The 26,245-nt window shown below is 42.2% G+C and carries 23 protein-coding genes; 13 read left to right on the top strand and 10 right to left on the bottom strand.

Features of this window, described 5'->3' with window-relative positions:
• Nucleotides 1-2 precede the first annotated feature (2 nt).
• Complete coding sequence (locus tag OQE68_RS20310) at nucleotides 3-3,131, top strand: efflux RND transporter permease subunit (protein WP_180569229.1); 3,129 nt, start codon at nucleotides 3-5, stop codon at nucleotides 3,129-3,131.
• Nucleotides 3,132-3,263: 132 nt separating this feature from the next.
• Here the strand turns inward: OQE68_RS20310 and OQE68_RS20305 are convergent, their stop codons facing one another.
• The gene (locus OQE68_RS20305; RefSeq protein WP_180569228.1) at nucleotides 3,264-4,622 is read right to left on the bottom strand and encodes a Na+/H+ antiporter NhaC family protein; all 1,359 of its coding nucleotides are present in this window, start codon (nucleotides 4,620-4,622) and stop codon (nucleotides 3,264-3,266) included.
• Nucleotides 4,623-5,897: 1,275 nt separating this feature from the next.
• Between OQE68_RS20305 and OQE68_RS20300 the strand changes: the two genes are divergently transcribed.
• From OQE68_RS20300 to OQE68_RS20270, 7 genes are all read left to right on the top strand, one after another.
• Complete coding sequence (locus OQE68_RS20300; RefSeq protein ID WP_180569227.1) at nucleotides 5,898-6,629, top strand: ATP-dependent zinc protease family protein; 732 nt, start codon at nucleotides 5,898-5,900, stop codon at nucleotides 6,627-6,629.
• The gene (locus OQE68_RS20295; RefSeq protein WP_180569226.1) at nucleotides 6,629-8,152 is read left to right on the top strand and encodes an inactive transglutaminase family protein; all 1,524 of its coding nucleotides are present in this window, start codon (nucleotides 6,629-6,631) and stop codon (nucleotides 8,150-8,152) included. The genes OQE68_RS20300 and OQE68_RS20295 overlap by 1 nt, the downstream gene beginning before the upstream one ends.
• A gap of 5 nt (nucleotides 8,153-8,157) precedes the next feature.
• Nucleotides 8,158-9,105: an alpha-L-glutamate ligase-like protein gene (locus OQE68_RS20290; RefSeq protein WP_180569225.1), complete on the top strand. Its 948-nt coding sequence runs from the start codon at nucleotides 8,158-8,160 to the stop codon at nucleotides 9,103-9,105.
• Between the two features lie 29 nt (nucleotides 9,106-9,134).
• On the top strand, nucleotides 9,135-10,370 hold the full coding sequence (locus tag OQE68_RS20285) for a hypothetical protein (protein WP_180569224.1): 1,236 nt from the start codon (nucleotides 9,135-9,137) through the stop codon (nucleotides 10,368-10,370).
• Nucleotides 10,371-10,490: 120 nt separating this feature from the next.
• The gene (locus OQE68_RS20280; RefSeq protein ID WP_180569223.1) at nucleotides 10,491-11,153 is read left to right on the top strand and encodes a DUF2959 domain-containing protein; all 663 of its coding nucleotides are present in this window, start codon (nucleotides 10,491-10,493) and stop codon (nucleotides 11,151-11,153) included.
• 70 nt (nucleotides 11,154-11,223) lie between these two features.
• A complete protein-coding gene (locus tag OQE68_RS20275; RefSeq protein WP_180569222.1) occupies nucleotides 11,224-11,712 on the top strand; it encodes an LEA/WHy family protein in 489 nt (162 codons plus the stop codon).
• A 331-nt stretch (nucleotides 11,713-12,043) separates the two neighbouring features.
• Nucleotides 12,044-13,924 (top strand): sbcc family protein, encoded by a 1,881-nt coding sequence (locus tag OQE68_RS20270; protein ID WP_180569221.1) that lies wholly within the window; start codon nucleotides 12,044-12,046, stop codon nucleotides 13,922-13,924.
• A 15-nt stretch (nucleotides 13,925-13,939) separates the two neighbouring features.
• Here OQE68_RS20270 and OQE68_RS20265 read toward each other — a convergent pair whose 3' ends face one another.
• Entirely contained in the window at nucleotides 13,940-14,548 is a 609-nt protein-coding gene (locus tag OQE68_RS20265) for a SanA/YdcF family protein (RefSeq protein ID WP_180569220.1), read from the bottom strand.
• A gap of 184 nt (nucleotides 14,549-14,732) precedes the next feature.
• Between OQE68_RS20265 and trmJ the strand changes: the two genes are divergently transcribed.
• The 3 genes from trmJ (at nucleotide 14,733) to OQE68_RS20250 (ending at nucleotide 16,955) form a co-directional block, all read left to right on the top strand.
• On the top strand, nucleotides 14,733-15,500 hold the full coding sequence (trmJ, locus tag OQE68_RS20260; RefSeq protein ID WP_180569219.1) for a tRNA (cytosine(32)/uridine(32)-2'-O)-methyltransferase TrmJ: 768 nt from the start codon (nucleotides 14,733-14,735) through the stop codon (nucleotides 15,498-15,500).
• 57 nt (nucleotides 15,501-15,557) lie between these two features.
• Nucleotides 15,558-16,385 (top strand): alpha/beta fold hydrolase, encoded by an 828-nt coding sequence (locus OQE68_RS20255; RefSeq protein WP_180569218.1) that lies wholly within the window; start codon nucleotides 15,558-15,560, stop codon nucleotides 16,383-16,385.
• Between the two features lie 129 nt (nucleotides 16,386-16,514).
• Nucleotides 16,515-16,955, top strand: coding sequence for a DUF2489 domain-containing protein (locus OQE68_RS20250; RefSeq protein WP_180569217.1), 441 nt, complete (start codon nucleotides 16,515-16,517; stop codon nucleotides 16,953-16,955).
• A 120-nt stretch (nucleotides 16,956-17,075) separates the two neighbouring features.
• On the opposite strand, the gene OQE68_RS20245 is transcribed toward OQE68_RS20250, so the two are convergent.
• The 4 genes from OQE68_RS20245 to OQE68_RS20230 all read right to left on the bottom strand — a co-directional run bounded on the left by OQE68_RS20245 (nucleotide 17,076) and on the right by OQE68_RS20230 (nucleotide 19,753).
• Nucleotides 17,076-17,831: a DUF3379 family protein gene (locus OQE68_RS20245; RefSeq protein WP_180569216.1), complete on the bottom strand. Its 756-nt coding sequence runs from the start codon at nucleotides 17,829-17,831 to the stop codon at nucleotides 17,076-17,078.
• Nucleotides 17,828-18,352: a sigma-70 family RNA polymerase sigma factor gene (locus tag OQE68_RS20240; protein ID WP_255490919.1), complete on the bottom strand. Its 525-nt coding sequence runs from the start codon at nucleotides 18,350-18,352 to the stop codon at nucleotides 17,828-17,830. Before OQE68_RS20240 ends, OQE68_RS20245 begins: the two co-directional genes overlap by 4 nt.
• Nucleotides 18,353-18,451: 99 nt before the next feature.
• Nucleotides 18,452-18,910: an outer membrane lipoprotein gene (locus OQE68_RS20235; RefSeq protein WP_180569214.1), complete on the bottom strand. Its 459-nt coding sequence runs from the start codon at nucleotides 18,908-18,910 to the stop codon at nucleotides 18,452-18,454.
• A 348-nt stretch (nucleotides 18,911-19,258) separates the two neighbouring features.
• The gene (locus tag OQE68_RS20230; protein ID WP_180569213.1) at nucleotides 19,259-19,753 is read right to left on the bottom strand and encodes a DUF2753 family protein; all 495 of its coding nucleotides are present in this window, start codon (nucleotides 19,751-19,753) and stop codon (nucleotides 19,259-19,261) included.
• A gap of 259 nt (nucleotides 19,754-20,012) precedes the next feature.
• Here OQE68_RS20230 and OQE68_RS20225 point away from each other — a divergent pair, with 259 nt between their 5' ends.
• Nucleotides 20,013-20,318: a hypothetical protein gene (locus OQE68_RS20225; RefSeq protein WP_180569212.1), complete on the top strand. Its 306-nt coding sequence runs from the start codon at nucleotides 20,013-20,015 to the stop codon at nucleotides 20,316-20,318.
• 133 nt (nucleotides 20,319-20,451) lie between these two features.
• On the opposite strand, the gene OQE68_RS20220 is transcribed toward OQE68_RS20225, so the two are convergent.
• Nucleotides 20,452-21,609 (bottom strand): 1-acyl-sn-glycerol-3-phosphate acyltransferase, encoded by a 1,158-nt coding sequence (locus OQE68_RS20220; protein ID WP_180569211.1) that lies wholly within the window; start codon nucleotides 21,607-21,609, stop codon nucleotides 20,452-20,454.
• Between the two features lie 278 nt (nucleotides 21,610-21,887).
• Here OQE68_RS20220 and OQE68_RS30910 point away from each other — a divergent pair, with 278 nt between their 5' ends.
• Nucleotides 21,888-22,436 (top strand): tetratricopeptide repeat protein, encoded by a 549-nt coding sequence (locus OQE68_RS30910; protein WP_180569210.1) that lies wholly within the window; start codon nucleotides 21,888-21,890, stop codon nucleotides 22,434-22,436.
• Nucleotides 22,437-22,471: 35 nt separating this feature from the next.
• On the opposite strand, the gene dinG is transcribed toward OQE68_RS30910, so the two are convergent.
• From dinG to OQE68_RS20200, 3 genes are all read right to left on the bottom strand, one after another.
• Entirely contained in the window at nucleotides 22,472-24,661 is a 2,190-nt protein-coding gene (gene dinG / locus OQE68_RS20210; RefSeq protein ID WP_255490914.1) for an ATP-dependent DNA helicase DinG, read from the bottom strand.
• A 71-nt stretch (nucleotides 24,662-24,732) separates the two neighbouring features.
• Complete coding sequence (locus OQE68_RS20205) at nucleotides 24,733-25,389, bottom strand: DUF4360 domain-containing protein (protein WP_180569209.1); 657 nt, start codon at nucleotides 25,387-25,389, stop codon at nucleotides 24,733-24,735.
• A 78-nt stretch (nucleotides 25,390-25,467) separates the two neighbouring features.
• Complete coding sequence (locus OQE68_RS20200; protein ID WP_180569208.1) at nucleotides 25,468-26,151, bottom strand: DUF4360 domain-containing protein; 684 nt, start codon at nucleotides 26,149-26,151, stop codon at nucleotides 25,468-25,470.
• Nucleotides 26,152-26,245: the final 94 nt, after the last annotated feature.

Below are 26,245 nucleotides of genomic sequence, written 5' to 3'. Positions count from 1 at the left end.
TCATGTTCCTATCTGATATTTGTATTAAACGACCTGTTTTTGCTTCAGTTATTTCTATCCTGCTGATTGCATTTGGCATCATTGCCTTTGAACGACTGCCATTACGAGAGTACCCAGATATCGACTCGCCAATTGTATCAATTGATACTCGCTATCCAGGGGCTGCCGCTAATGTCGTAGAAACCCGAATTACCCAATTAATTGAAGATCGTATTTCTGGTTTAGCAGGCATTAAATACATCGAATCAGATAGCTCTGATGGTCGATCACAAATCAATATTGAATTTAGCTTAACCCGAGATATTGATGCAGCTGCTAATGATGTACGAGACAGAGTATCACGTATCTTAGATGACATTCCTCAAGAAGCCGAACTTCCTGATGTACAAAAGGTTGATTCTAACGAAGATGTGATTATGTGGCTTAATTTAACCAGTGATCGCCTGTCAGTACCTGAGTTAACTGATTATGCTGAGCGCTATCTAGTAGACCGTTTTTCTATTCTCAAAGGTGTTGCACGGGTACGTGTTGGTGGTGGCCAGAGTTTTGCTATGCGCATTTGGATTGATCGTGCCAAACTGGCTGCTCACAACTTGACGGTAAGTGATGTAGAAAAAGCACTGCGCTCAGAAAATGTAGAATTACCTGCTGGCAACATTGAGTCAATTAACCAAGAGTTTACCGTAAGGGTAAAACGGCTTTTTCTTAAGCCAGAAGACTTTAAACAGTTAGTATTATCCCGCGGTACTGATGGTTACTTGGTTAGATTAGGTGATGTGGCGACAGTAGAAAAAGGCACCACCGAATATCGCACCCTATTTCGTGGTAATGGGGAAAGTATGGTAGGCATCGGCATCACCAAACAATCCACCGCCAATACTATTGAAGTCGCCCGTGCGGCAACATTACAAGCAGATCGGATCAATAAAGATTTACCAGATGGCATGTACATTCATCAAAGTTATGATTCTTCCGTATTTATTGAAGAAGCAATTAACGAAGTTTATAAAACCCTTACTATTGCTATGTCCTTGGTTATTTTTACCATTTATTTATTTTTAGGCAGTGTACGTGCCATGTTGGTACCTGCGGTCACTGTCCCTATTTCATTAATTGCTACATTTATTGTGCTGATGATAATGGGTTTTACGGTCAATTTATTGACCTTACTCGCTTTAGTATTGGCAATTGGCTTAGTGGTTGATGATGCTATTGTCGTGTTAGAAAATATTCACCGTCGCATGGAAGAATATAGTGAACCGGCTTTAGTTGCCGCTTTTAGAGGCACTCGTCAAGTGGGTTTTGCGGTTATTGCTACTACACTAGTTTTGGTTGCAGTCTTCGCGCCTATTACCGTATTAGAAGGAGACATAGGTCGTTTATTTTCAGAATTCGCGGTTACGATGAGTGCTGCTGTAATTTTTTCCAGCTTAGTTGCCCTCACCCTGTCCCCCGTTTTAGCATCAATGGTATTAAAACCTACAAATGGCTCCTTTTTCCTGGTTAAAAAAGTTGATAGTTTTTTTAATTGGTTTAAAAAACACTATAAACATTGGGTACTAACCTGTCTCAAAAAACCCTATATAGTCATTTCATTGTTTATTTTAATGATTACATTGTCTGTATTTTTAGCTAATAAAATTCCTACCGAATACGTACCTAAAGAAGATCGCGGGGCATTTTTTATCTTAGTCAACGGCCCTGAAGGCGCTACTTATGCATATATGAAGCAGTATATGGATGAACTTGAACGACGCTTGATGCCTTTGGCAGAAAAAGGTGAAGCTCAAAGAATATTAGTACGTACTCCAAGAGGTAGTTTTAATTCAGGTATAGTAATTATGGTACTTAGTGAATGGAGCAAACGCCGTTCAGCCTGGAAAATAATGGCAGAAATGCGTAAAAACACAGCCGATCTTGCAGGCGTAAAAATTTACCCTATCATGCGACAAGGCATCAGAAGCCGCACAGCAAAACCCATTCAATTTGTCATTGGCGGTGGTACTTACGAAGAACTCGCCAAATGGCGCAACATTCTATTTACTGAAATTAACAAAAATAACCCTGGGTTTACTGGCCTTGATAGTGATTATAAAGAAACCAGCCCACAAATCCATGTTATGATTAATTACAACCGAGCAGCAGAGCTGGGCGTTTCCATTCAAAATATTGGCCACACCTTGGAAAGTATGCTCGCATCACGACGTGTGACTACTTATATAGAAGATGGCGAAGAATATGATGTACTGGTTGAAGGCAAGCGCGACCAGCAGAATAGTCCTAATGACTTAACTAATATCTATGTGAGATCTGAACGATCCGGCCAGCTGATTCCTCTTTCAAACCTAGTTAAACTGGAAGAATATGCAGGATCGAAAACCTTAAATCGCTACAACCGCACTCGCGCTATTACTATTGATGCTAATTTAGAAGACCATTTATTGTTGGGGGAAGCTCTCTCCTATCTGGAAAATCTAGTTAGAAAACATCTGCCTGATAGCGCTGTTTTTGATTACAAAGGCCAATCATTGGATTATAAAAACTCTGCCGGTGCCAGTTATTTCACCTTTGGGTTAGGTATTTTAGTCATGTTTTTAGTGCTGGCGGCTCAATTCGAAAGCTATATTACCCCTTTTATCATCACCCTTACTGTACCATTGGCTATTGCCGGTGGATTAATTGGGCTAATACTAACCGACAATACGCTCAACCTTTACAGCCAAGTCGGTTTAATCATGTTAATTGGCCTGGCTGCAAAAAATGGTATTCTTATTGTGGAGTTTGCTAACCAAATGCGAGACCAAGGGGCAACAATAAAAGAAGCCATTACCGAAGCAGCACAAGTACGATTACGACCAATTATAATGACCAGCATTACCACAACAGCAGGCTCAATTCCATTGATTATATCTTTTGGTGCAGGGGCTGAAACCCGACAAGTGTTGGGGATTACCTTATTTTTTGGGGTAACGGTTGCCACCGTATTTACTCTATTCGTCATCCCTGTTGCCTATCATTTGCTAGCAAGATATACAGGGGCACCAGGCGATACTGCCCGTAAATTAGAAACAGCATTGCAAGCAAATACCTTAGACTCAAGCGTCTCAGAAAAACAAATCAAAAGTGAGTAGTTGAATGAATGAAGTTAACTCACAAGCTAACAGAGCGTGGGGAAAAGCCTGTTTATGGTTAGCTTTTAGAATCAACATCGATACCCGCCATATAGCAGGTATCTTTCTCTAAAATGACTTACTAAAAGAAAGTTACGAAGAAGCAGGCTGCTCTTTTAACGCCTCAGGCTGAGTAGCAGCTGTTTTACTGGAAAACAAGCCTAACCCTATCACCAACATAGCCACTCCACCTAATACCCAGCAATAATAAACATTACCGATCAAGGCCAAGGGAGAAAGCCCAGCAATTGATCCCGCCAATAAAATCTGCGCCCCATAAGGCAATAAGCCTTGCACCACACAAGCAAAAATATCTAGCAAACTGGCACTTCGTTTACTGGTAATGCCATAATGCTGGCTAACATCTTTAGCTACACCCCCAGCAATAATAATCGCAATGGTATTATTAGCAGTAAATATTCCACTGATTGCGGCTAATAAACCAACAGATGCTTCACCGGCTTTTTGGCTTTTATTGGCAGAGTTTCTGCCTAGCAGAGTAATCTTATCAATAACCCACTGCATGCCACCTTGCTGTTTCATAATCATGGCCAACCCACCAATCAACATGGACAGGACCATAATTTCCAGCATTCCCTCATAACCTGCATAAATGTTTTTGCTAAGCGTTTCTAAACCATAATCAGGCGCAATCAGCATCCCCATAACACCTGATACGGCAATACCAATCATTAAGACAGCCAGTACATTCAACCCCATTACTGCGAGGGCTAATACGATAAGATAAGGTAAAGCCAACCACCCATTCACCGATTTAGCTTCTATCGCCTGACCTGGCTCACCCATCACAAATAATAAAATAATGGTAAGTACGGCTGCAGGTGCTGCAATTTTAATATTTTCTCTGAATTTATCTTTTAAATCACAACCTTGGGTTCGTGTCGCCGCTATTGTGGTGTCAGAAATAACGGATAAATTATCACCAAACATAGCGCCGCCAATAACAGCACCAATACAGACTGCTTCAGGCAACCCAGCTGTTACCGCCACTTGTAACGCTAAAGGCGCTACAGCTGCTATCGTACCCATGGACGTTCCCATCGCAGTGGCAATAAACGCTGAAATTATAAAAATACCTGGCAGTAACAAGCTAGCAGGAATAATGCTTAACCCAATATTGACGGTTGCATCGACACCACCAATGGATTTAGTAACGCTGGCAAATGCACCTGCAAGTAAAAATACAAGGCACATTAAGATTATATTTTGGTCACCCACACCTTTAACAAAAGTTTCAATTTTGCTATTAGCTTTCCCTTTAGCCAGGATAAAAGCTAAAATAATGGCAGGCAAAATAGCCACTGGGGCTTTGATTTGATAAAAAGCAAAATCTACCGCCTGTTGGTGGTAATAGACCCCGCTACCAATAAATATGCCTAAAAATAGCAATATAGGTAGTAATGCTATAAAACTACCAGTTTGTTTTTCCATCTTAATAACTCACCTAAATAACTAGTAGTCCACGCGGAAAATAATAAGGCAACGACTTCACGCATGTACCATTAGTGAATATAACCTAAAATATTTAATGGCAACTATTACCCTAGTAGTGCGCCGGCTAATAAATAACCAGCTCCTCCTATTCTATAAGCGTACCCTACATACTAGGCAAGGTTGCCATTCACAAGCCAGAACACAACTGTCTTATATGACCAATAAGAAAAGAAGCAGAAGGATATACTAAGCGTAGGAATGGTGGAACAATTAACAGATGACATTTTATTATGCATCTATAATTAAAGATTATACCCCATTAAAAATTCGGAAAATACGCATAGCTAATTTCTTGTTTACAAGATAGGCAATCTATAGCCAAAGCGAATGGTTTTTAGGGGAGGCCGTCGAGCGATGAATCCCTATGAGTTTATGTTTTTATAAATGATTAGGGTGAAGAGCGACGACAACAAACCCTAAAAATCATTCGCGAAGGGTATATTAACAGCGCTTTTTACCCCCCCTTAGTGAACAGCATTACTCTGACGAAAAAACCCGTAAAAGCCCTTAGCATAATAATTGTATCGTAGTAACAGCCACTACAGTGAATTTGCAGGCATTCTGCGCTAACAATGTTATAAAAGTTATTCAGCGTGGCTAGCTGTAATAACTACAATAGGACAACTACTCATCCAAGCCTTCTGTCAATAAGCACACACCAGAGGAGCAAAAACTTTCTTTTCATCGACTAGATATTGTTCACAAGTGCACACCTGAAGTACTTACCAAGCTGCTAAAAGATCACAAACTCAAGGTTTTAGGATTCTCTAGCTACAAAAACCCTGCATAATACTTCCGTCTTCATTTATCATCTAACATGGTTAAACAGCTCCTACTCATAAAGAGGAGCTGCCCTGGCTGGACCGCCTGACATATTTCAAGCCATCCAGCACAGGAGCAAGTGACTGTCTAAGAGGCTGAGGCTGAACCTCAAATCAACATGAGTCAAAGTTCACCCCTGACAATTACTGATAGCTCTGATATTAAGGGAAGCCATACAATAGTTGATAAGAATGAGAGCTAATTCTCTGAACTGATTAAACAATCACACGGTCTGAGTAATACTTTATTAGTCTACTGTTGAAATAGAAAGTATGCTTAAGCCCTAAGATCAGCGATGGTTGACTATAGTCATTCGTGAAGAATATAAGCATTAGCAACCATAGGTAACACCTATAATAAGGCCATTCATCTCTACAGCTAGGGAGTGATATGAAATATTTGCAGTGTCTGGTATTGATATCAGTTATTTGGAGCATCAATTCAGTCAGCTTTGGCCAGGAGGGGCCAGAACAGGCCATTCAGCCCGTAGTCACCACCATTGAAAACTGTACTGCTCCTGCGACTACATCTGAACAAGCGACTAAACAAGTAAAGCCTACAGGTAAGCAAGTTAAAACCAAAGTGCAGACTATCGTTTACTGCCCACAGGCTAAGCCAGCAGAAAAGGCAGAGGCCAATGGAGAGGAAAAAGAACCCGCTGATCAAAAGCTGGTTGTTGGTGAGTTAGAAAAAATAACCCTAACCCCACCAGGTATCACTTATGATGCACGGATTGATACGGGGCTGTCGACGTCTGTCTTACATGCTATTGATATCACTCCCTTTGAACGGGATGGTAAAAAATGGGTTAAATTCAAGGTGAAAGATCCAGGGTCGGGTGAGGTTACTGAAATCAGTCGCCAAGTTGTCAAAAAAGTGAAATCTAAACAGCCAGACTCCGATGGCCAAAAGGCTTATATCGTAAAAATGAATGTTCGTCTGGGCTCAATTGAGCAACGGATTTCATTCAGCCTGACAGACCGCAGCAACTATGACATTTCAGTTTTAATTGGTCGTAACTTTCTAAAGGATATGGCCGTTGTTGATGTCAGCAAACAATTTACCCAAAAAAACCCTACCCCTGAGCAAACGCCTAATTTGGCCGTAGATGAGCAGCAATAATGTCATCAAGAGCACAAGTTTATTTACTATCTTTCATTTTCATTTTTATTGGCATAGGCCTTACCATTTATAAGAACTCAGAGCTTGAGTTCCCGCTATTGCCTGGTGAGCGCAAAACTATCTGGACTGTGGAAGCAAAAATTGAATTTAAAGCCACCGATAAACCTGTCACGGTCTCGTTTGCTTTACCTCATAACCCACCAGAAATGGGTATTTTAGATGAAGACTTTACTGCCTCTGGTTATGGTTTTGGCTGGGACAGCAACCAGCAAGAGCGTCGAGCGCAGTGGGCCAAACGAAAAGCCAAAGGCAAGCAGGTTTTGTTCTACAAGGTGCAGGTTTTCAAACAGTCTGATACATATCCAGTTGAAGATGCTATTCCACCAACTGAGACCAAAGCACCCGACCTGTCGCCCAGTTTGAAAACCACTATCAGTCAGTTAGTCACTTATGTGTATAACCGTTCTGCTGACAACACAACATTTGCCACAGAACTAATACGCCTGATCAATGATAAAGAACCCATTGAAGATGTTCAGCTTTTATTAGGCAATCAAGGGTTAAGTAAAACTCGGCTGGCCTTAAATGCATTAGCGTTAGCCAATGTACCTGCGAGGGTTGCTAAAGGTCTGCGGCTAGAAGATGGCCGTCGCAACCAAAAGCTTACAACGTTAATTGAAATTTTTGATACTGATCACTGGGTCTTCTTAAACCCTAAAACGGGCCAAAAAGGGCTGCCAGATAATTTTATTCTTTGGCAACGAGGAGGCAGCTCACTGCTAGATGTGGAAGGTGGTGATAACTCTAAAGTATCATTTTCAATTATTAAAAACTCTCAGCCAGCCAAGTCTTTTGCTATTTTGCATGGTGCTGAAAACCAGGCAGCTCTGGTTGACTTTTCGATTTACAGCCTGCCAATTGAGCAGCAAAACGTTTTTAAATCGATTTTGCTCGTCCCTATCGGTGCTATCGTTGTGGTATTAATGCGCATCTTAGTGGGGGTAAAAACATCGGGTACCTTCATGCCGATTCTGATCGCCATTGCGTTCATTGAAACCACCCTGTTTACTGGCCTGATTATTTTCCTGGTGATTGTCACGATTGGGTTATTTATTCGATCCTATTTAAGTCGACTCAACTTGTTACTGGTGGCACGAATATCCGCTGTAGTTATCGTTGTAATTAGTATTATGGCGGGCATGAGCATTCTTAGTCACAAATTGGGTATCAGCGAGGCTATGTCCGTCACCTTCTTCCCAATGATCATTCTAGCTTGGACAATAGAAAGAATGTCTATTTTATGGGAGGAAGAAGGCCCCAAAGAAGTATTTACTCAAGGGGGAGGTAGTTTACTGGTAGCAACGCTTGCCTACCTATTGATGACCAATCAGTATGTTGAACACTTAACCTTTAACTTTCCTGAACTATTGCTAGCGCTACTAGGCTGTATCATCCTGTTAGGCCAATATACTGGCTATCGATTAACAGAGTTACGCCGGTTTCAACCATTAGCCGAGGATTAATCACGATGTTTTTTGCTAGACCTAGCAAATTAAGGCAAAAAGGCATTCTCGGCATGAATAAGCGTAACGTGTCGTATATTGCCAAATACAATCAACGCAGCCTTTATCCTCTAGTTGATAATAAACTAAAAACTAAGCTGGTTGCTGAAACGGCTAAGGTATCCACGCCAAAGCTGTTGCACACTATTGAATACCAGCATGAAATAAAACAACTGGGAGATGTCGTCAATAAATATGATGGTTTTGTCATCAAGCCATCGCAAGGTAGTGGCGGTAAAGGAATTTTAGTCATCACCGAAAGAACAGCGGAAGGCTTCTTTAAGCCCAGTGGTGAAACACTGACTCTTTCTGATATTAAACGACATGTATCAAATATTCTAAGTGGCTTACACAGCTTGGGTGGCAAAACGGATGTAGCAATGATTGAGGCGCTGGTCCAATTTGATCCGGTGTTCGATCGGTACAGCTATGAAGGTGTACCCGACATCCGGGTTATTGTCTTTAAGGGCTTCCCAGTAATGGCTATGCTCCGCTTATCAACTCACGAATCGGACGGTAAAGCCAACTTACACCAAGGTGCTGTTGGGGTTGGACTTAACCTGGCCAATGGTAAAGCATTATGTGCCGTACAAAGTAACCGCCCTGTTGACGAACACCCTGATACAGGCAGCCATTTTGAAGCATTACAAGTTCCACACTGGGATAAAATTCTTCATTTAGCCTCTTCCTGCTATGATATGACACGACTTGGCTACCTTGGTGCTGATATTGTTCTAGACCAACAGCTGGGGCCGTTGTTACTAGAGCTCAATGCAAGACCAGGACTTGCTATACAAGTAGCAAATAATACTGGTTTGGAACCCAGGCTTAAGCACATCGAAACCATGAAAAAGCATGGTTTTTCTGTCGATCAACGAGTTCAGTATTCTCAACAACAATTTGGCATTCTTTAAACTTTTCTCTAAAAAACACTAACCATATTATGAAACTGACCTCCTTAATTGTTCATCGAATCATCTTGGGAATGCTCTTTTTCTCTTGGAGTTTAGTCACAGCAGCCTCAAAAAATAATAACTATTATTATGTTGACTATGAGGTTAATCTCCAGCCAGCGACCAAAACTGCACAGGTCGCTATTAACCTGCGTAAAAATGCCCAGTTCATTCGTTCAATTCGCTTGAAAGTCGACTCACAACGTTACCTTAACTTTAAAGGTTCCGGACAAGTAAAAGTTAAGGAAGACTTCGTGCTTTGGCAGCCCAATGGTAAGCCTGGCTCCTTAACCTATACCGTAAAAATGAACCATCAACGCAAGTCAGGCCGTTATGACTCAATCATTACTGACAGCTGGGCACTGTTCAGAGGGTTCGATATTATTCCACAACTCCGTGTCGACATGCAGGATGGCACTCAATCTAAGGCAAAGCTGCTCTTTAAAATGCCAAAAAGCTGGTCAATAGCCACGCCCTATATTCGCTATACCAGTGGAGCTTATAAGGTAGACCACCCTAAAAGTGCATTTGACCGACCCAAAGGATGGATTGTAGCAGGCGATATTGGGGTTAAGCGGGAAACGATTAAAGGTATTAAAGTAGCCGTAGGGGCTCCTAAAAAACAGTCAGCCCGGCGACTCGATATTCTCGCTATGCTTAACTGGAACCTGCCCGTCTTTCTCGATATTTTTCCTGATTTCCCTAAGCGTATCAATATTGTCAGTGCTAATGACCCTATGTGGCGAGGAGCGCTATCTGGTCCCAGCTCTTTGTTTCTTCATGCAGACAGGCCTCTAATCACAGAAGATGGCACCAGCCCCCCGATTCATGAGCTGATTCATGTTGCCATGTCTGCCCGAGCAGAGCCTGGTCATGACTGGTTAGTTGAAGGGCTTGCAGAATACTACTCGCTAGAAATCATGCGTCGGTCAGGCACTATTACTCAAGAGCGTTTTGAAAAATCCATTAAAGAGCAAGTCAGTAGAGGGAAAAAAATATCCAAACTAAAAGTAGCTCGCTCTTACGGTCCAATCACAGCCAAGGCTGTTGGTATTTTATATAAAGTTGATCAAGAGATTCGCCAGCGTACTCATAATAAAGCCAGCTTAGATAATGTGATCAGAGCGTTAGCTAACCCTAACATTGCAATCACTTTACAAGAAGCACAAAAAATTACTGAAAAGTTAGTCGGCGCTCCTCTAGAGTCCTTACAAAATATTCGATAACTGTGGTGTAAAACTTAGCAAGCCTAGCAGCCAACAGGGTCGAACACTGATCTCGTTGGCTTTGCACAATAACTTCAGCCATAATGCAGACTTGTGTTTCCTGTTTGCTATGAGGCTAGAATGACATTATTTATTCACGTCCGTTCGCTCTTCCTGCTGCTATTAACGCTTGGGCTACTATCTGGTTGCCAAACGGCCTACTATGCTTCCATGGAAAAACTTGGCTATCACAAACGCGATATTTTAATTAACCGTGTAGAAGACACCCAAAAAGCCCAACAAGAAACTCAACAACAGTTTAAGGATGCTTTGGAGCAGTTTAAGGCTGTGGTTCAGTTTGATGGTGGTAACCTTCAGGAGACTTACGACAAACTCAATACTGAATATGAAGACAGTAAAACCACAGCAGAGAACTTACGCAGCCATATTGAGAAAGTAGAAGATGTGGCAGAAGCACTATTTGATGAGTGGGAAGAAGAGCTGGCACTCTATTCCAATGCCACGCTAAAAAGAGACAGTACCCGTAAGCTACAAGAAACCAAACGACAGTATAAAAAGCTAATTGCCTCCATGTGGCGAGCTGAAAAAACCATTGCCCCCGTCCTAACCACCTTACATGACCAGGTTTTGTACTTAAAACATAATTTAAATGCTCGGGCAATTGCAGCACTACGAGGTGAATTAAAAACCGTACAAAAAGACGTAGATCGTTTATTAAAGTCAATGCAGCAGGCTATTAGAGAATCACAGGTGTTTATCCAACAAATGCGGCGAAGTCAGTAGGACACCTCTTAAAACCCACTTTTTAAAAAGTGTCCAGAAAGTCATCCTATTGATAATCCAGAGGCTTTTCATGATGAGTCGAGCGACTTGTTTGCACCACCTTGCTATTTTTCGCTATCTAAGTATCTCTGTTCTTATGTTATGGCTAACAGGCTGTGCAACACTAGCACCCAACTATGAAAAGCCTAAAATACACATTACCTCTATCCAAGTGCTAGAACCTGATGGGTTTACTCAAAAGTTTTCAGTAGGTTTACGACTGATTAACCCTAACAGCACCTCTTTACAACTCAGCGGCATGTTTTACAGTATTAGTCTTGAAGGTTATGAAGTCATTTCAGGTGTTACCAATCAAATTCCTAGTGTGCCAGGCTATAGCAGCACAGACTTTACTGTCGAAACCTCAACCAACTTGATCAATAGCATTCGGTTTATTAGTGATGTTTTACAGCACCCCAAAAAACAACTGAATTATGAGTTAAAAGCAAAAATGCAAGGTAGCAATTTATTTAGCTCTACTACAGTTGTCGAAACTGGACAGATTCAACTTAACCATTAAAAAGCCTATTACAAACCAAGAGACATGCTTTCCAAAATCCTTTTACTTTACAACGCGCTTCAAATAGAGAAAGTCATCACGTTCCTGGCTGCGGAAATACGACTGAAAATAGGTAACTCTACTACTTTTTAAATACAAATAATTTCATAGACTAGCGGCCAAGCAAACCTACCCGTACAGCAATACGCAAGTACCCATTTGCCACCGGCTTGCTGCAAGTGAAAGCTCATCTGACCACCCCATTTAGGAATGAAGCTGACAGATGAAAAATACTTACAGCAGCAGGCCTCTAAGCAATAATTAAAATAGTACATAGTAGTTATAACCGACCATGTGGCAGCGTAAAAATCCCAAGAAAGACGGTAATAGCCCCCCTGTTCAGCTAACCAATCGGCCTCGCCACTGGTTAGAACGGCTACATATCAAAACCCAGGACGAACCCTGGAGCATCACTATGGTCAGTTTCGCCTGGACAGCAGGCCCTGTCACCTATTTGGCTGCTCTGGCTGGTTACTATGCTGGCTATGGTACTTGGATGCCAGCGGATAAAGGTATCTACTTTATTGGTTACTCAGTCGTTGCTGGTGTGCTGGGTATTCTATCTAAATACCTATACCACCTAACTACTGGCAGTAAAATAAAGCAGCAACAAAAAGCGATTAAACAAGCCATTGCAGCGCTACCTCTACTGGTATGGCAAGTTAGAGATCTATCATTAGCCAGCCTGACTGAAGAGGCTAGAAAATATCAAGCAGCAAGCTATTTACTCCAACAGGCAAGCTTGGGTGCAGAAGGTATTGAAGTAGCTGTTTATGAGTTAACTGAAGACCATCAGCTGGCTTTGCAGGCAAAGCGAATTGAAGTGTTACGACAAGCGGGTTTGTTTTCACGCATGGAAGACTTAATCCAACAAGTAACAGTCCAAGCAAATGAAGTAAACGAAAAGTTACGGGCCAATTATCCACAACTTGCCGATCAGCTATTTGAGCGCCTGAAAGGTATCGCACCCAGCCCTGAGCATGGTCGACAACGCTCTCCCTTATTTATTGAAAGGATATTATCTGCCATTGAGCAGGATAACTATGAGTTGATGACCCTGGCTGATACCGAAGAGTTATTTATCTTAGCACTTGAACTACTTTGTGATCGAGAAATCAGCTATCTAAAAATTGAGTATCAAGGTACCCAAGATATTGCAAAAGCCATTACCCGCTTAGAAGAAGAGCGCAATGATTACCGAATTAGTCGGGCTAAAGTACTCAGCCGCCTAAAGGCATTAACCAGTTATCTAAGCTTATGTAATGTCAACGAAGATATTCATGCAGACGAAGGGTTAACCGCCCAGGCACTACTGACGTCAGCGATTAATGGTATTGAGCAGCTTGCAAAAGACGTCAATAACAACCGGCAACTGACTGATCGCCATATTAAGTACACATTAAACTTACAAGAGCGAACCCAGCAGCTAGAGTCAGCCTTAGAGCTATATGAGCAAGCTCGTAAAGCTTATTTAAAACTCGGAAGAGACTTAGTGCATTTTCGCCGCGCATTGCAGCGTTGGCAGCATATTGCTCAGAAAAAACAACAAATGTTGACTAATGTGGGTGGCTTAAAGCGCAATATTGTATTTACTGAGCAATCCATCAAACTGGATTTAGATGAAAAGGCTGCGTTAGCTAAAACCCTTAATTTATTACTAAAAGAAACCAAGCGCGCTTTAAATCAGTCGCCTAAACAGGGTGCTACTGCCAAACAATTACCTTTACTAAAAGTGAAAGAGCTGGCAGTAGAGCTGACAATTATGTTGGATAAATATACCAAGCTTCATTCGCCCAAAATCCAGCGAGCCATCTACAGTTCCCATGCTATGTTAATTGATGCATTGGAACCTGATGCCAGTGTACAAGAGCGTGTTACAGAAGCAAAAGCCTTGGCAGAAGATGTACAAAATAATTTATCAGCAGCCGCAGAGCGACTAGCACAAAACCTGATTCGTTTTTACCGGGTACCACTAACCAATGAAATTATTGACTTTATGGTGTCACAATATGATGCAAGCCAGGAACGCCTGAACTTTATTGCTGAGAATGAAGTACCCTATAGTGCTAACTTTAATAATTTAAATACCCCTGCTATTCAAATACCAGAGGCTAAAAACCGTTGGAAGATTATATTATTTAATGCGAAACGTACGTTATCTCTTTACTCATAACATTTTTATTTAGCATTACAGCCCTGCCAAAAACTCCAGGGGCTCTTTATTACCTAAGTATTTTGGTGAGCGATTGATTATTTTTACATCTAACCAGGCGGATAATCTGGCCAAGACTTCTCGGCTGCGCACTTTAATGTGCCAACGCCAGACAGTGACATCCGCCGCCGCATACCCTACTGCATCCAGTTGATAGTGGTCTGCAATAAATAAAGCCCTTTCAACATGAAAGGGTTGAGAGACAATCACTAGTTTATTCAGGCCAAACACCTGCTTGGCTCGCACTACTGAGTCTAAGGTACGGAATCCGGCAAAATCCAGCCCTATCAATTCAGCAGGAACGCCTCTGGCGACTAAATCTGCTTTAATCATTTCTGGTTCGTTATAATCCTGTCGAGAATTATCACCACTGACCAGAAAGCCTTTCACCTTACCTGCTTGATATAACTCTACTGCCGCTTCAATTCTGGCGATATAAAATAAATTGGGCTGCCCATGAAAATATTTAGCGGTGCCTAATATCAGAGCCACCGAGTTACTGGGCAAGTGCTCTGGCTGGATGAATAAACGCCCTTTTGCCTGCCAGCTAATGTATCGATCAATACTTAACAACATGCACGTCATCAGTATACCTAACCAGAACAACCGCTTGAATATTTTCACTTCTACGCACCCTTATCCTAATGATGGAAGCTATTTCTGCCTCCTTTTACCCCTCTCTGAAGAGCATCTTGGTAAAAATATATGATCAGCAACCCACATTGAAACTTGGTATAATAGGCCAAAATTTCAGGTATATGTAGTTAACATGTTAGAAAATATTCGCATTGTTTTAATTAACACATTTCATCCCGGCAATATTGGTTCCGCCGCTCGGGCAATGAAAAATATGGGGTTATCACAACTCTATCTGGTAGATCCCCAACAGTTTCCTGCCACAGAGGCCACTGCAATGGCTGCTGGTGCCAAAGATGTGTTAGCCAATGTAGTCATTACTGAAACCCTGGCAGAAGCGATTCAAGACTGCTCATTAGTGATTGGCACCAGTGCACGCCAACGCACCCACAGTTGGCCTATGCTCAGCGCCCGAGAGTGTGGTGAAAAAGTAATCACTGAAGCTCCCCACCAACCCGTTGCATTAGTATTTGGCCGTGAAACTATGGGGTTACACAACGAAGAATTACAGCAGTGTAATTATCATGCATATATTCCTGCTAACCCAGAATACCCCGTACTCAACCTGGCAACCGCTGTTCAAACCATCAGCTATGAAATTTACCAGGCTTATCTTGCTGCCCAACAATACCCTGATGATCAATCAACGACCAACGCACCGGCTCACCCCAGTAATCAGCAAATGGAGTATTTTTACCAGCACCTGGAACAGGTATTAGCCGATACAGGCTTTATTCTTAAGCAACACCCAGGGCAAACCATGCTGAAATTACGCCGCCTATTTAACCGGGCAAGGCCTGAAAGGCAAGAGCTTAGTATTCTTAGAGGGATTTTAAGCAGTATCGAGAAGCCACAATCAAAAGAGCTGTTGCCAGAAAAAACACAACCAAAGGATGAGTAGTCTTTAATTTAATGTAGTACTACAGCAAATATTACACTTCAAGGATGAAGCCAACCCATGCCTTTTATTACTGCTAATCAGCAACGACTGTATTATGAAATGCAAGGCTCAGGAGAGCCTGTATTGCTCCTCCATGGTTTGGGTTCCAGTAGTCAGGATTGGCCTCATCAAGTATCAGCACTACAAAGCGACTTTCAGGTTATTACATTAGACTTGAGAGGTCATGGCCAGTCCAGCAAACCACCAGGCCCCTATAGCATTAAAATGTTGGCAGATGATGTCAGGTGTTTCGCAAAACAACTGGGTCTTCATCAATACCATCTAATTGGTATTTCCATGGGAGGAATGATCGCCTTTCAATTAGCTGTCGATCAGCCTCCGCAAGTCCTGTCATTATCTATTATTAACAGTGGCCCTCACCTTATTGCCCGCTCTTGGAAAATTCGCTGCTTAATATACCAGCGGCTACTCATTACTCAGCTATTGGGTATGCGAATAACAGGCAAGTTTATTATGCAAAAACTGTTTCCTAAACCAGAGCAACATGCGCTTCGACAACAAGGGGTTGAAAAATGGGCAGCTAATGATAAAGCGGCCTATGTCAATGCTTTTAAAGCTATTATTAACTGGTCAGTTGCGGTCCCTCTCAATAATATCAAGTGTCCCTGCTTAATTTTAACGGGTGATAGAGACTATACCCCTATCAGCTATAAAGCAGACTATTGTCAGCAACTCGCTAATGCCAAACTAGTAGTGATCGAAGACTCTGGCCATGCGTCTCCATTAGACCAACCTGCCCAAGTCAACCAAGCGCTACTCGACTTTCTTGACCAATATGACGCAACCAGAAACTATAAATCTACGGCAAAGAACGCTTGTACTTAAGAGCTTTATAGGTACCCTTAAACTGCCCTTTCATGTTGATTCATGCTAACCTAGTGCAGCGTCCTATAAAAAGTGCTCCTTAGCCCAAACCGCGTCATTTCACGATCTACGACATAAGCTTACTATCGCATGCTGTATACAAATATTTTTCTTATTTTTGGCATATTGATTATCTTAGGACTTAGTGCATGGGCAGTTGTCTTGTGGCGCGAGGTATTCGCGAATCAGGCCAAATTAAAGCAGTTTGAAAAACAACAAAAAGACTTTCTTGCTTCTAGTATAAAAATTCTGGCATTAGCCATCGCTAACGACCAACTCGACCTCACAGAAGGAGCAATTCGTCTCAAAATCCTTCTGGATAACATTGATGTCAACTTGGTGAAGCAGCCCGACTTAGCTGTATTTGATACTATTTATAATGCAACTAAACACATGGCAACCCATGATGCTCGTGAAGCAATGCAACTGAGTTTAAAAATCCAGCAGGATTCGGAACGGACCGATCTAGAAGAACAGTATGGAGAAGCAATAAAAGCGGCTGCAAAGAAATTACTATCAACCCGGTTTTAATAGCGTCTTACTACAAAATTATTACATTTACCAAATTCATTTAATTAATAGTATACAGCAACTGGCTTCTGATAATAGAAGCCAGTTGCTAGACTTTCAGCTTTTATATATGCAACACACCTATATCTGAAGCACGTCAACTGACTGCATCACTTGTTGCTGGATAGGCTCCAAGTTAAGTGACTTAGGCCCGATAAAAGCGACACTTCCTTGCTTCATATTAGTTAAAGCCACTTGCCACTGTTTAGCTTCCTCAGCAAACTCATCGCCAAACTGCTTGTGTGGCATTAGTAGAACTGTCACTGGGCCTTGATCGGTTTTAACTACCAAATGCGCCACCATTTTATCTTCAATAACACAATTTGCAGCATAAGTGACATTGGCCAACTCAGCCATGGGTTTAATTCCCACATTATTTAAGGTAAACCCAACCCGGCCAACAGAAATAGGTTCCTCTAAAACTAAAGAGTGAGCTTCATGTTCCATATGTTGAACAAACATTTCTGTCAGCTGCTGCTGCTCAGAGTTCAAATGGGCCTGCCAGAATACCACTCCCATCATCACAGAAGCGGCTACTGCAAAGCCCCCAATAAACTGACGAAAAGTTTTGCTTTTACTTTTGAGAGGTACAATTTTTGGCTCCGCTTCTGAAACTTCCTGATCAGCAGTTTGATCAAAGCTGCACTGGAGCATAATTTTTGCCGCTAAATCCTCCGGCACCGGCACTGCAAGAGCCTCCATTAACAACGCCTCCTGCTCTTGCAACTGGGTATAGTAGCGTTGGCAATCCTTACACTGCTGTTTATGCTCACTAAGTGCTGGTGGGAGTTGCTGCGGCTCTTCTAATACCACTCGGCGAAATTCTAAGCAGTTCATACTCCTACACCTCGTGAATATCCTTGCTCATCATTACCACCTAACATTGCTTGCAACTGTTGCCGTGCACGACGTAACCGAGTTGCTACTGTATTTGCTGGAATGTCCAAAGCCTGTGCAATTTCATCCTGTGAATAGCCTAAAACCAATTGCATCACTATCGGTTCACGGTATTTTTCTGAAAGTCTCCCCATGCAGTTTCTGAGTGCTTCCAAATTAGTAGAAAAAGCATAATGGCCGCTGTTATCAGGTAGTTCATCTGCTTCTATATCAGTGTATTCCAATGACTTACGTTGAAAACGACGAGCATTCTCACGCCGTAATATCGTTATCAACCACGACTTTGCCGCTTCAACGTTCTGTAAGCTATCTAAAGCTCGCCACGCTCTCATAAAAGTCTCTTGCACTAAGTCTTCGGCAACGGATTCATCACTTGTCAACCAATACGCATAACGGTACAAAGGCTTGTGGTAGGCCTCCACCAAAGCCTGAAACTGCTGGTCCTTATTCTTCATATACAAATAGACCTGTGTAAAAAGCAAAAACTTTCATTATAGCTAGTGGTACATATGCGAAATAAGCTAACAGCACCACTAGAGAGCAAGGTTTGCGCCTGGGGTTTATTGAACAACGCGAGACACACCATTTTGAGTTAGGATTCTGACTCGATCACCTGGGCGGAACCGAACATTGGGAGACACCTGTTGGACAACAGAAACATAAGAACCATCATATAGCTCAATGGTTAGCTGAACCCCTTGTGAGCGAGTGTACGCTTCTTCAGCTTTACCACCTAACAACCCACCTGCTACAGCACCCGCAATAGCAGCGATATCACTACCACGCCCACCACCAACAGTTGAGCCAGCAATACCACCTGCAGCCGCACCGGCAATAGCTCCAACACCACTTTTTGTGCCTTCAATCTGCACCAACTTCACATCAATCACTGTTCCCATTTTTACTGTCTGTAACTGTCTTGCTTCATTTCTTGAGTAAGACTCTCCTGACAGGTTTGATACACAGCCTGTCAGCATCACAAACAAACCAGACATCATACAAGCTATTACATATCTCATCACAAAATACCTTTCTCGCTACTTTCTAGATACTTTCTAGATACTTTCTAGATACTTTCTAGATACTTTCTCGCTGCTTTCTCACTAGACTTACTAGTCTCATCAGTAGCATTACCGCAAACGGATGTGCAACTGAGCACTTTTAATAGAGTTAGACTTTGCTTACCGCAAAATACTCTATGCCAAAGCAAGAAATTATGCAGATAACTTCTTTTTATTATTGCTTGAGAAAAAAACTATAGCCATTGAAAAATTATCTGCACTTGTAACAACATTTTCTAGATCGGCTTACTTTAAAAACAAGCAAACAAATGCCAAGTACAGATAATTAATGCAACAGCTGGATATTTAATGATAGATGGGTGTTATTTTTGACTGGCCGTAATGTTGTTCATTAGCATGATGCCAAGGTGCATCCATTATTGAGTTGACAGGGTATTCTGCCAACTCAGTAAACTCCTTAGCGGCTTTTTCAAGTTGAATAATCGCCTGCTGCCTCAAGCAAGGCGCTATATTAGTGGCACTAATCAGGCTTTGCAGCGATTGCCAAGCACACTGATAGTAATAATCAGCCACTTCACTATCCCCCATCATGTTGTGGGTATCAGCCAGATTACAACAAGCAATTAAAAATTGTTGCACTACTTGTTCTGCTGGTGGTTCAACTGGCTGCTCTGTTAGTTGTTCAACAAAGGCAGGTATTGTTTGAGCCTTATTTAGAGCAACTTCGGCTAAATTAAGCGCTTGTTGAAAACGCTCTTTTGCCAATAAATATTGCTCCTGCTGAAAAGCTTCTCCACCTCGGTGAATCAGCTCCCGCCACATAACGGTATTACTATACATAACCCGTTAGCCTCACTTGAATGAATAAAATCACATAATTAGCGTGTATATTAGAAGCACATCTCATCCCAAAGTTCAGCAGGAAAAACAGGCAATTTGCACTCTGCCTCACGCACTTATTGTGAACGGGCAAGCAGCAATAAAAACAATTCCCTATTGAGTTGTTTTGTTAAGCCTTTACAATACTGGCTTTTTTTTACCCAATTTATGCAATTTTTAGATGCCCAAGCGGGCCATGCCAGTATTTAAAGGAGTATCCATGCCTATTGCCCAAGCAGCCTGGGAGTATATCAGCCTTCACCCACAACAAAGCTTATTTATTCTGGCAACCATATACGGGATACTAGGTGGGCTATTGAGTTTAAGTGTGCGAATCCGTGCCAATGCCCGCTTGGCATCGGCCCCCTCCATAGTTACTAGCCATGAAGAGCACCTCCCAATCTCTAGCCATTTTGATTACAGCACGATTCAACACACCTGGAACCGATTATTTACAGGGGCAGCCTTGTTTTGTGGTGCCATGGCTGGAGGCTCAATTTTTGTAGGGCTCTGCTTTTTTAGCTAAATAAGCCAGATGACTGTTAAGAGAGGATTGACACTTTGTAGCAACTTTCTTGTATGGCTGAAATAATCACAAATAGAGCAGGCCCTAAGCATAAAACCATGAGTTAGGGCCGAAAAATCCATTTCAAAACCGTTTAGCTTTGCTGCAGCTTTAACTTATTAATGACGGGGTTTGCGTACATTCGCAATAACCATGGGCGCCATGCAGCATTACAACTAGCTAAACGCTCTTCAAAGCGCTGACGTCGCGCGGCTAAATCAATGTTGGGAAATTCTGTCCCTATCTTGTCCCAGTCCAATGGCTGTTGCGCTTCTTCCAGTTTTTCATAAGCAAAGTAGTTAGCTGGATAGAGCCGATAATGGGTTAAAATCTGTCTATCCATTGCATCAACCACCTGCTGAGGTGTATCAAGCTGTCCCGTTAATGGCTCACCAAAAGCAATATGGACATGCCCTTTAAAGCCACGAATGCCTTTGACAATACTTTGCACATCTTCGTTACTGGCTTTTTGGTAATGGCCATCGCGCTCAGTCTGGTAAAGCTCCCTTGCTTTTAGCCAGTCGCACGGATCATACTCATAAGAAATAGCAACCGGTACAAGCCTCAGATTATTAATGAAATCACTAAAACTGATGTCTTTTCCCCGCTGGCTTAACTGCAACATTTTAATAATGGCAGCTTCAGAAAAGTCATTGCCATCTTTCGCTCGCCCTTCTCGTTGTGCAATCCAGATTGACTCATTTTCAGCCAGTGAATCATTGATATAGCTGGAAAGCTGCTGATAAGCAGCTAGTTTTTCTCGCTTACCCTGCACGGAGCGACGGACAATAAAGCTTTTATTTAACCGCATTAAATCACTGACAAAGGGGCGAGTTAACAAGTTGTCACCAATTGCCAAACGTGGTGTCTTAATATTGTTATGGTATAAAGCAAAATTGACGAACGCAGGATCAAGCACAATATCTCGGTGGTTACTGATAAATAAATAACTCTGCTGCTTATTTAATTTTTCAGCCCCAGAGAAAGTGACATCCGTTGTAGTTAAATGAATGACTCGATCTACATATTTTTCTACGGCATCTTGCAAGCTTGTAACATCATTGACCGGCTTCAGCTCCCGACGTAATAGCCAACGCACGCAAGGATTAATCACAGGGCCTAACTTAGTTGCCAGCTTACCCAGCTTAAACTTTGCCATTGATTCAAGAAAGCCGTCATCGTAAAGCAGGCGATCAACAACTTCTCTTACTTCATGATCGTGGTAAGGTCTAATCTCTTCGTATTTATCCATACACACTCTAAGGTAGTTCGCTACGGTTAATTCTGGCGGCAAATCCTAGCACAGTTTTATCCAAATCGTTTATCCAAATTGGTATTTGCCAGTCAGGTTATTCATTTTAAAAGTAGTTTTGACTCATGTATCAACCCACTAGAATGGCTATGAGTAACGGCTAGGGACGATCTTCAATCATGCGATACTTGCAAATTACCCACCCTGGCAATAGCATTTAAACAATAGCCTACTTAAGGCTCTACTCTTCTGCATAGTTAGTTTTTGAAGGACATCAAGTGAAAGCGCAATTTTTAGCTATTTTATTACTTAGTTTATTATTTCCTAGTCTAATAGTAGCCAACCCCAATATCACCGCACTTGAAACATCGGCCAATGCAGGAAACTCTCGTGCACAGTTTGATCTTGCCAAAGCATACTACTACGGTCGTGATATCCAGCAAGATTACCCAACCGCCATCAAATGGTTAAAACAAGCATTAAGATCAGATAACCCTCAGGCAAAAACGCTGATGGGTCTGGCACTCACCTCTGGTCATGGTGTTAAAAAAAATCTAGAACAAGCCTTCCAATTGTTTGCAGAGGCCTCTCGTAGTAAAGATGGTGAAGCGCAATATTATCTAGGCCAGGCTTACTTAAAAGGGAAGGGTACCGACGCCAATATTATATCCGCCTATATCTGGCTCACCTTATCCAGTCATCAAGCCCACTCTAAACAGCCTGAAGCCAAGCAAACCCAGCAAGAAGTTGCCAAGCTAATGACCCCTGCTCAACTAAATAATGCCAATATTTTAGTTGAGCAGTTTAAAGGCATGTACGAGCAATAAATTAATTAGAAGAGACTACCTATCACTTCCTGCATTTACTCAATTACTCGCATAAAAGGGGGCAAACTATTTAATAGCATTGCCCCATAGCGCTGAGTTACCAATCGCCGATCTAATAAAGTGACTTGACCATGGTCTGCTTCAGTCCTTAAAAGGCGACCACAGGCTTGCACTAATTTAACAGCTGCATCAGGAATGGTAATTTCCATAAATGCATTGCGCCCTTGATTTTCAATCCATTCCGCGAGTGCTGACTCTATCGGGTCATCTGGAGTTGCAAAAGGGATTTTGGCAATAATCACATGCTGACAGTATTCGCCAGGCAAATCGATACCTTCTGCAAAGCTGGCAAGACCAAAAATTACGCTTGGTTGCTTCTTATCAATTGCCTGCTTATGTCGTTTAATGATTTCATGTTTTGCCAAGTCTCCCTGCATCATCACTAGACGACGGTCTTTTTCAGCTAAACCATAATACACAGCCAACATCTGTTTACGAGAAGCAAATAGCACCAAATTACCCGAATATTTGCTAACTAAAGCCGGCAACTGTTGGATAATTTCTTCTGTATGGCCCTGCTGGTCCTTTGGCCCACTTTTCATTGCAGGTACTACTAACTGGCCCGCTGTTGCGTAATCAAAAGGGCTGGGTACAACAAGTGTGGCACTATTTTTGGGAATGCCGGCACGCATTCGAAATCGGTCAAAGGTTCCTAACGCCGTCAAAGTGGCAGAGGTTATTACAGCAGCATGTGCTCGATTCCATAACGACTGACGCAAGGTTTCTGCCGCTAAAATAGGGCTTGAGGCTATCTCCACCTCAAGCCGCCCACCGATATCAATGCCGACCAACCAACGGGCCCAGGGTGGGCTGGTAGTGGGATCAGTTGCCGCATAACTCTGCCATAAGGCCAGGTTGGCCATTGAGCGGGTTAAGTGTACTCCAACCAAGGGATACCACTGCTCTGCCTCCTGCTTATCTACCCCAGTTAGCTTGCCATCAATGGCTTCTTTTAATAACTCAGCCACCTGGTCCAACACATCAGTTAACTGACTGAATTGCTGTTTAAGTTGTTCAGCCTGTGTTTTTAATAGCTCAGGGATCACTCCCATTGGAAATCGATAATTAATCGTCAGTTCTTGTTGTTGAGAACCTGCTGTGGGTTTGTTTTTTTGATACCCAGAAGAAGCTTGATTATTGGCTGTTTGCTGAGTGAGCAGTTGTGCTAATAGCTGGTAGCTTTCATCCAACAGCTTTTGCAGCTCAGGTGCCAAAAGACCAGCCTTTTCCATGAGCCGCCCAATTTCTCCAGGTAAAGCATGCTGTTGTAACCATTTACTCAATTGTTTAGCTAAACTATCTAACCACTGCCCAGTCGCTTTAATACGTGCTCCATGAGAAAAATGGTTAACCGCTTTATCCGGTAAGTGATGTCCTTCATCAAAGATATAAATAGCATCTTTTGGTGCAGGTAAAACCGCGCCTCCTCCCAAAGCTAAATCGGCAAGCACTAAATCATGGTTGGTGACAACCACATCAACTTTACCTAATGCTTCCCGTGCTTTAAAAAAAGCACATTGATTAAAAAACTCACAGCGCCGGTTGGTACATTGGTGATGATCTGTGGTGACAGCTCGCCAAACCTCATCATCTACTGGTTGAAGCCAATTATCACGGTCTCCATCCCACTTACCTGTTGCTAGTCGGTTCAGCATGTCTTGGAAAATAGGCTGTTTGCTGTTATCCAAGTCAACCTTATAGCCTACTTCAGCAAACAGCTCGACTGTACTCTGCATGTCATCAGCACTTTGCACTTGATGGTCTAGCTTTGTTAAACACACATATCGCCCCCGGCCTTTAGCCAGGCAAAAGTTAAATGACAAACCACTTTGTTGACGAATTTGAGGGAGATCTTTCAGAACAATTTGCTCTTGTAAGGCAACTGTTGCAGTAGAAACAATCAGTGTTTTTTCACTGTATTGAGCAATAGGAATAGCCGCAACTGCATAGGCGACTGTTTTACCGGTGCCTGTGCCCGCCTCCACTGCACAAACGGCAGGGTCTGACTCACGGTTACCTTCATCATCAACTTGAACCGCAGCTAATGACTTAGCAATCTCAGCAATCATCAACTTTTGCCCATAACGGGGCTTTAGCGACTGTTGCTCTAAAAACTGGCTATAGGCACGCTGAATGGTTTGCTTGAGTTCTTTATTTAACATCATCACCCTCTTTTACTAGAAGGTGATGATACGTGATTTTATAAAAGCTAAAAACAACCCCTTCAATACTTATCTCAATTATTACAGCGTTTCCACTTTAAACCGTAACGATGGGTTAACTTGCCTTCAACACTATCCAACCCAACGACCCCTTCTGCATTAGTGCCTGCCATATGGGTCTTTTTCAGGTTTAGCTGGGTGGTTAGTACTACAGGTGCCATAGCGCCACAATCAGACCAAACAAAAGATTCCACATCCAAACTATCTGATACAGTAAAGTCTCGATTAATCGGGCCACGCACTGAGCGCGCTAGGGTTGCCTCAGATAATTCCCCTTGAAAGTGATAGCGACTGACAAAGGTACCATTAATTCCATTATCAAGATCAGCATAACCACGATAATTAGCATCAACAATGCTATAGGAATAGCCACTGGGTACAGCCAATTCAACCCGTAACTCGCAATTTTTTCGTTTATCATGGCGAGCAAATCCATCGCCAATACCTGCAACATAATTGTCAAAAGAAATACCAAAATTTAAGCCACTTTTCGCTACCGATGTGGCAATGGTGTTTTGCGGACAACCTGATCCACCATAAATAATACTTTTAACTTTTACCTGACCTTCAGGGGGAGTGACATACTCAAAATCAGTCGCCTGAGCACTCTGTCCAGTAACAAAAAAGACACTGCTGATAAGGCCTACTCTTAATGATTTTATTGTTAGCATTATTAATTCCTTACAAATTCCTTTTAAGCCTATCTGCCTTTGATTTTATCTAAACGCAGCATGATAGGCTGTTTTGCATTATTCAAAAGTACCAGCCACTTCTCCACAACGACGCCAAACCAAGCCATATTCCTGAGTCAGCTTACCTTCAACACTATCAACACCAATTGTACCGCCCGCCTCTGGTGCTGCTACAGGTGTGGCATTTAAGCGAATTTGCGTATTTAGTACAACAGGTGCAGTGGCTCCACAGTCAGACCACACATAAGATTCAAGGTCTAGCGTATCTTCATAGGCAAAGTCTTTATCTACCTGTCCTCGAATAGTTTTCGAAAAACCCGCTTCCAGTAATTCTCCTTGGAAGCGATAGCGTGATTTAAGCGTACCGACTATTCCTTTATCTAACTCGGCATAACCGCGATAAATTATATCGGCAATTGCATAGGAATAACCTGAAGGGATATGTAAGTTAATCCTTAGTTCGCAGTATTTTCTTTTATCTGCACGATTATATCCATCACCAATACCCGCTATATATTGATCAAAAGACACACCAAAATTTAACCCGTTTGGTGCCACCGAAGTACCAACTGTTCCATTAGGACAACCAGTACCACCGTAAACAATGTCCTCTATATAAACTGAGTTTTCAGGTGGATCTTGCAGAGATATCGCAGGATTTGCCGATGCAGAAATAACAGGCAGTAACGCAAAGGTACAAATGGATGCTCCGAACAAGTGAGCTAAATATTTTTTTTCCATTGGAAATAAAATCCTTTTAAAAGCTAAATTACTTCATAACTGTTTTATACTATTGAACTAGCCCGAATATTTCACTAGACCATAGAGTCCTTGA

This window comes from Spartinivicinus marinus, assembly GCF_026309355.1.
GTDB lineage: Bacteria > Pseudomonadota > Gammaproteobacteria > Pseudomonadales > Zooshikellaceae > Spartinivicinus > Spartinivicinus marinus.
This window is presented reverse-complemented; position numbering and strand designations above follow the sequence as displayed.